The 6,678-nt window shown below is 68.0% G+C and carries 8 protein-coding genes; 2 read left to right on the top strand and 6 right to left on the bottom strand.

The window, feature by feature from the left end:
* The 4 genes from IE108_RS34520 to IE108_RS34505 form a co-directional block, all read right to left on the bottom strand.
* Positions 1–231, bottom strand: a 231-nt coding sequence (locus IE108_RS34520) for a TetR family transcriptional regulator (RefSeq protein ID WP_189397841.1), incomplete at its 3' end; no start/stop codon positions are given.
* Positions 232–253: 22 nt separating this feature from the next.
* Complete coding sequence (locus IE108_RS34515; RefSeq protein ID WP_064732415.1) at positions 254–1,090, bottom strand: alpha/beta fold hydrolase; 837 nt, start codon at positions 1,088–1,090, stop codon at positions 254–256.
* A gap of 559 nt (positions 1,091–1,649) precedes the next feature.
* A complete protein-coding gene (locus IE108_RS34510; RefSeq protein ID WP_064732416.1) occupies positions 1,650–2,498 on the bottom strand; it encodes an NmrA family NAD(P)-binding protein in 849 nt (282 codons plus the stop codon).
* Positions 2,495–2,920, bottom strand: coding sequence for a nuclear transport factor 2 family protein (locus tag IE108_RS34505; protein ID WP_064732417.1), 426 nt, complete (start codon positions 2,918–2,920; stop codon positions 2,495–2,497). Before IE108_RS34505 ends, IE108_RS34510 begins: the two co-directional genes overlap by 4 nt.
* A gap of 87 nt (positions 2,921–3,007) precedes the next feature.
* Between IE108_RS34505 and IE108_RS34500 the strand changes: the two genes are divergently transcribed.
* Positions 3,008–3,619, top strand: coding sequence for a TetR/AcrR family transcriptional regulator (locus IE108_RS34500; protein WP_064732418.1), 612 nt, complete (start codon positions 3,008–3,010; stop codon positions 3,617–3,619).
* A 544-nt stretch (positions 3,620–4,163) separates the two neighbouring features.
* Here the strand turns inward: IE108_RS34500 and IE108_RS34495 are convergent.
* Positions 4,164–4,736: a hypothetical protein gene (locus tag IE108_RS34495; RefSeq protein WP_064732419.1), complete on the bottom strand. Its 573-nt coding sequence runs from the start codon at positions 4,734–4,736 to the stop codon at positions 4,164–4,166.
* Positions 4,737–5,056: 320 nt separating this feature from the next.
* Positions 5,057–6,007: a ribosome-inactivating family protein gene (locus IE108_RS34490; protein WP_064732420.1), complete on the bottom strand. Its 951-nt coding sequence runs from the start codon at positions 6,005–6,007 to the stop codon at positions 5,057–5,059.
* 458 nt (positions 6,008–6,465) lie between these two features.
* Between IE108_RS34490 and IE108_RS34485 the strand changes: the two genes are divergently transcribed.
* The coding region (locus IE108_RS34485; protein WP_308433834.1) for an SRPBCC family protein at positions 6,466–6,678 on the top strand (213 nt) is incomplete at its 3' end.

Here is a 6,678-nt window from a genome sequence, read left to right as displayed (position 1 = left end):
GCGCAGCGCGGCGGCCAGGGCGTCACGTCCCGCGACTCCCCGCACCGCGCCGCCGACGATGTCGGCGGCCTGCTCCGTCGCCAACACCGCGATACGCCGGACGAGGTCTTCCTGCCCGTTCACGTGCTTGTACAGCGAGGGGGGCCGGACGCCCAGGCGCTCGGCGAGCAGTCCCATGGTCAGGCGGCTCAGCCCCACTTCGTCCGCGAGGAGCGCACCGGCCGCGACCACGGTGGGGGTGTCCAGACCGGCCCTAGGCACGGGGGGTGACCTTTCGGAGGAAGGTGAGAATGAGCGAAGTCACCTGGTCAGGGTACTGGTCGTGCGGATAGTGCCCCGCACCCTCAATCATTTCGAGGCGGCCGAGGCCGGTGGGCAGGTCCTCGACGACGGCCGCTCCTTCGGCATGGGGGTCGGCCCAGTCGGGGTCGTCGGTGCCCATGACGACCAGGACGGGGCAGCGGACGTGGGCGAGTTGGGCGCCGGCATCAGCGGGTGTGGTGCGGCCCATGGCCTGGAGCGCCTTCATCCGGCCCGGTTCGCCCAGCAACGCAGCGATGCGGTCGAGCCGCTCGGCGAAGTCGGCGGGCCGCGCCCCCGGGTAGGCCACCTTCAGGTAGGAGAGCCACAGCGGCACGCTGCCGAGAACGGTCGCCCCCGCCAGCCGCAGCATGCCTTGGCGCAGGCGCTTGCTGCGCAGGCTGCTCAGGCCCATCGACTGCTTGCGGGTGAAGGGTGCCAGCTCGACCACCGCGGTCACCAGTTCCGGGGCCGTCGCCGCGGCGATGGTGGCGGCACCACCGGAGATCGAGTGACCGACGAGCACCGCGGGGCCGCCCAGGTGGCGGACCAGCGCGAGCAGGTCGCCTGCGATGGCGGTGCGGCTCCAGTCCGTCCAGTCGGCCCCCGACTCGCCGCAGCCGCGCAGATCGACCGCGGCGACGCGGTGGCCCGCTGCGACGAGGTGCGGGGCCACGGCGCGAAAGGCGGCGCGATGGTCGCCCATGCCGTGCGCGAGGACGATCAGTGGGCCCGAGCCCTCGACCTCGTAGGCGATCGTGCCACCGTCGACGGAAAGGTGCGCGGTCATGGCGTCTCCAAGGCTAGCGACATCAGCCGTGCGGCTAATTTTCTTAGCTACAAGCTAGTGATATTAGCTAAATAAGTCAACGACGTGTGGCAGAGGGGCGGTCGGGCATGAGCATGCGTGCCCGGCAGGGAAGATCCCCCCCGACCGCGACCTGCTGCGTGACGGACGCGGGGGCCGGCACCGAACGCGCCGGCTCCCCGCGGACGCCGGCCCCGAGATGAAGCCCGGTGCTCCGCTGGTCGAGGGATACCGGCGGATGATCGGAGCTCAACTCAACGCGCGGACAGTCGGGGGCCCGTGCAGCCGAAATTCGACTCATCTCGAACTCCGGGTCTGCCTCGCAGCAGCCCGTCCCTCGCGCTGACGGGGTGGCTTGCGCGGGCTTCGGCCTCCAGAAGCTTGGCGTGCGGTGGACAGCCGGGCGTCGTGCCAGCCGTCGTAGTCGCCGGAGGTGACCTGGGCGGCGTTTGCGCCGATTGCACCGATGTCCGAGCCGCCGTAGGTGGCCGGGCCGAGGTTGCGTAGGCTTCACATCAGAACTGCTGATCGTCCTGCGACATCAGCTGCTGCATCGCATCTCCCTCTCGAGGAGGGCCTGGAAGGTGCGCGGGGGCCGACCGGTGATGCGCTGGACTGTGTCGGTGACGCGGTCCTCCGCTCCTCCAGCGATGGCACGGTCCATGCCGGCCAGCATTGCGGCGAACTCCACCGGCACCTGCGTCGTGAGGCGATCGTGCATCTGACCGTAGGTCAGACGACGGTGGATCACGGCCCGGCCGGTGACCTCGGTGATGATCGCGGCGACGTCGTCGTGGCTGAGTGCCTCGGGGCCGGTGAGGACTAGATCGATATTGGGTGCTTGCTCGTCGGTCAGCGCGCGGACGGCCACGGCCGCGATGTCCTCGGCGTCGACGAAGGCGACCCGGCCGCTTCCGGTGGCGGTCCAGATGATGCCCTCGTCGCGGATGCTACGGGCGTGCGCGTGCGTGCCGGTGAAGTTCTGCATGAACCACGAGGGCCGCAGTACCGCCCACTGTTCGAACAGATCGGGCAGAGCCTGGTGCACCGTTCCTACCGCCGGGCCGCCCTCGGGGATGGCCGAGGAGCTCAGCAGCACCGCGCGGTGCACGCCGGCAATGCGGGCCTGATGGAGGAACGGCAGCATGGTCACCGCGGGGTCGGAGTCGCCCAAGGGCGGAATGAGGTAGACGTGGTCGACGCCGTCGAGGGCGGCCGCGTGGGTGGCGGGATCGTGCCAGTCGAAGGGGGTCGGCTCGGTGCCGGGGACCGGAATGGCCCGGCGGCTGGCGGCCTTGACGCGGTGCCCCGCGGCCCTCAGCTGTGCGGCGATGCGACTTCCGGTGGTGCCGGTGGCGCCGATGACCAGAGTGGTGCCGACGGTGGTCATCGGCTGTTCCCGGTGAAGTCGGCGCCGGGCTCCTGGACCGCGAGGGGGTTCCAGTAGTCGCGGTAGGAAGACATGTGCCCGTCTCGAACGGTCACGACGGCGATGTAGGTCATGTCGAAGGGGGTGTCGCTCTCGACCAGGCGGCCGACACCGCGCATCTCGACCACGATGACCTGGGGATCGGTGGTCTGGTGGATCCGCAGGTCGGGGAAGTCGTGCAGGTCGATGTGGTCGGGGTAGTGGTGCATGTAGGCGGCGATGGCCTCCCTGCCCTCCAGACGCCTGGGCCAGCCGTCGGGGGCGAAGGGGAACTCCATGAGGCCGTTCTCGGCCCACAGGGCGACCCACGCGGGAACGTTCTTGTCGAGCAGGAGCCGCAGGCTGTGGCGGTACAGCTCCGCCGGGGAGGTCGGTGCGGACATGGGTGTCCTCCAAAACATAGAATACGGACCCTGGGTCCGTTTCAACGATACGGACCACGGGTCCGTTTTACAAATGGAAGGAGCGGCATGCCCGCCCGCCAGTCGTCTCGCAAGGACGCCATCCGCAACCGGGAGGCCGTACTCGCGGCCGCCGAAGCCCTCTTCACCCGCCGCGAGAGTCCCGAAGACGTCACCATGGCCGACGTCGCGGCTGCGGCCGGCGTCGGCAAGGGCACACTCTTCCGAGCCTTCGGCGATCGCGCCGGGCTGCTCCGTGCGCTGTACGAGGCACGGCTCGAACCGATCAGGCAGGCAGTTGAGACCGGCCCAGCACCCCTGGGACCCGCGACCTCACCGCGGGATCGCGTACCCGCCCTGCTCGACGCCATCCTGTGCTTCAAACTCGACAACCGGCGCCTCGCGCTGGCCCTGGAGGAAGGCGGGAGCAGCAGCCCATACCGCGCGGAGCACTACGAGCGGTGGCACCACCTGCTCCGAACCGTACTGGAGCAGATCCCCGGCCTGACCAACAGCGACTTCACCGCCCATGCCCTGCTCGCCGCCACACGAGCCGACCTCGTCGAGCACCTGGCCGGAGAAGAGCGTATTCCGCGGGAAGGAATGCGGGCACAGTTGGCGAACTTCGTCACCAGAGCCCTGGTCTCCGGCCCCCTGCAAGGACTGACCGCCGAGGAGTGATCGAGGATCGGGCGAGCCTCTGATCAGCAGGGCGCCGGACATGGTTTCGTCGCACTTCGACGTCGCATGGGAGGAAGGCCTACGCCGCGCCGCGCGGCTGGGCCGCCGAGCACGGGCACCTCCTGGCGCTGCTGGGCGCCGCCTTCCAGGGCTACCGTTTGCAGGTCGCTGTGGACTTGCTGCGATTCTTCTGTTGCTCGTCCGCGTCGATGAGCCGGTGCAGCGGCTCTGTCGCGCCGGGGACGGTCTTGTTCGGCCGGGACGGGAACGTCCGCTCCGGCCCGATTCTGCGCGTCGTAGATGTGCAGAGCGCTTTCGTCGACAGCCGGGTCGCTCTGGCTCATGCTCGGTTCTACGCGGGCCTCGGTGAACACGGTTCCCTTGTACTTTTCGGCGACCGTTCCGGCGTAGTCGAAGGGGACGCCCGAACGGTAGTCGTCTACTTCTGTACATGGAAGAGCCTCGGCACACCCCCTGTCCTCGCAGTCATCGGCGATCTGAAGGAACAAAGCGAAGCCGTACGGCTTCAAAGAGCGCTCGTTGCCTACGCCCCCGACTCCCACCAAGCCCACCCCATGCGTGAGATCGCCTGGAGTCTGACATGAGCAAAGCCGACGCTCTCAGCGGATCCGCCAACTTCGACGCAGTAGCCCAGCCCATGAGCAGCCGCGCCGCCAGCTTCTCGGCCTTCGCGGGCCAAGCCCCCGCGCTGCCGGCAAGCCCCCGTCAGGCCCCCAACGAAACCCCGCGCGTTCCCGTAGAGCAGCTGGCTCCGAACCCGTACAACCCGCGGGCCAGCCTCGCGGCCATAGAGGAGGTGGCGGACAGGCAAGGGCATCATCCAGCCCCTCACCGTCGTCACCGGGAGGCCTTTCATGCAGCCCATCCCAAGCGCGCCGCAGACCTCAGGACGGCGCACTACGTCGTCGTCGACGGCAACCGTTGCCTCGCCGGCGATAGGCTCGCAGGCCTTGATGACGTCCCTGTCCACGTCGACGACTCCCTCGTCGGAAACGCCGACACCCTTTTGGAGACCGCGCTCACCGCGGCCGTCCAATACGAGAACCTCGAGCCTCTCGACGAAGCACGAGCCCTGCAGCGCTTGGTCGACGTACACGGCTCTCAGCGTGCAGTCGCCCGATCGCTCGGCAAGTGGTCCCCTGAGTGTTGCCCACACAGTCGGACAGCTGCCTGAACAGCAGCACAGCGTCGCTGAAAAGGCGCTGAACCAGCGCGCTGCCAAGAAGCGGGAGCGAAGAAGACCCAGCTCCCTGCGCCGCCCTCCAAGCGGTGCTGCTCGGCAGGCCGCTGAAACGGCAATGGAGCAGTCGGGCGTTATGCGGTCGGGCCCGGAGGCCGGCCGAGTGCTGTCGCTCTGGATGGACGCACTCGGCCGAGACCGTCAAGGGGCTCTTTGACGGTCGGTGCTTCCGTTGCTCAGCCCGAGTTGCCCGGGGCGAGCAGCATGGCGACGTACCGGGTCTCGTGCTCCCAGGTCTCTACGCGGGTGGTGGCGTTCACCTGGACGGGGGCAGCGTAGGTGCCGTTGGTGATGTCGACGCCGAACCGGGAGAGGGGGCCCCAGTTATTTTCCAACGAGTGTTGCAGCTCCCCGATGCCGCGGTACGAGGCGGTACGGCTCGACACGATGTCGTTCATGACGCCGAAGACGTCGTGGAAGCGAGCCGCTTCGGAGACGAACTGGGTCATAAAGAGGAGCGATCGGGCTGTGGCCCGCGGAGTGGTTCCGGAGGTGGGTTCTGTGACGTAGGCCAGCTGGAAGAAGGAGTTCCACAAGTTGCTGTAGTTGAACGTCAGGTCGTCCCGGTTGGTCTGGGCCCACTGCTCGATCTGAGCGTAATTGCTGTTGTGCCCGAGCGTGCCGTAGCGGGCGTTCGCCGGGGGGAGCAGTCCTGCACCGGTGGTGTGCCTCAAGGCGTTCATCGTGGCCTGGAGATTGTAGTCGTTGAACGACCATGTTTCGTTGTTCTGCGTGGTGAATCCGCGCAGGTAGAGGTTGCCGGGGGAGAGCCAGAGGCGAAGCGAGGCGGCCTGCCCGTTGGCCGGGGGCAGGTTGACGTCGACACGAATCAGAGCGGGGACGGTGTCGCCGCCGTCGGACTGCGTGATGCTGACGCCCCCGCGGTACTGGTGTCCTGCCGCTGCCCTCAGGCTCTGGATGAAGGACCTGTACCGCACCTGGGCCGACTGGTCGGGGTTGGCCACCGCGTCGAACCAGACGTGACCGACGTTGCCCCTGGTGTCTGCCCTCGCCGGTCCGATCCCGGATATGAGGGAAGTCGTGGCGACGAGAAGCGCCACGAGAAGCGACACGAGTCTTACGGACTTCCGTTGCCCGAGGCTCGCGAGCCGTGAGCTGAGCGGCATGCGTAACTCCTTGATCCTGGTGGAGCGGTGACGCTCCACGCAGTTGTACGTGAGTCATCAAATTAGCATCTGGATGATGATCATCATCCAAAATTTGATGTTGCATCCCTCACTCCCGCCGCGGCGCCTGTGCTCGGGTGGTCGATAAGGAGGGGCGACAGTGATGACGGTGTCTCACCCCACTGCCAACGGTTCAGGCTCAGGTCTGTGCGTGCGCCGCCTGCTCCGCCTTCCTCGCCGCCCTGCCCCTCACCGTCTCCGTCCCGCCCACGCAGTGGACACGGGCTCCCCGACCGAGGCGATTTCGGCCCCGATCGCCGCGTGGCCCGAGGCTCCTGTGGGGGCCGGTGGCCGTTCCGGTCGCGTGTGCGTAAACCCCTTACGGGTAGCAGGGACCCATCCGTGTACCGCCTGCGGTAGACCGAAGCCCAGGCCCGAGCGAGCGAGGAAGGTGCCGCGTGACGGCTTCCCTGGTAGAGACAGTCGACATCAACGCCCCTGTTTCCGTGACCTGGTCCCTGTGGAGCGACGTGACGAGGTGGCCGTCGTTCCTGAGTCACGTCCGCCTGGTTCAGCCCTTGGACGAGCGCCGCTTCGCCTGGCAGCTCGCCCTGCCCGGCGCGGACAGGAACTTCGTCGCCGAGCTCACCGAGGTGGTGGAGGAGGACCGG

It is taken from the genome of Streptomyces parvulus (assembly GCF_014648855.1).
Lineage (GTDB): Bacteria > Actinomycetota > Actinomycetes > Streptomycetales > Streptomycetaceae > Streptomyces > Streptomyces parvulus.
The sequence above is the reverse complement of the archived record's forward strand: the minus strand, read 5'-3'. Positions and strand labels throughout refer to the sequence as shown.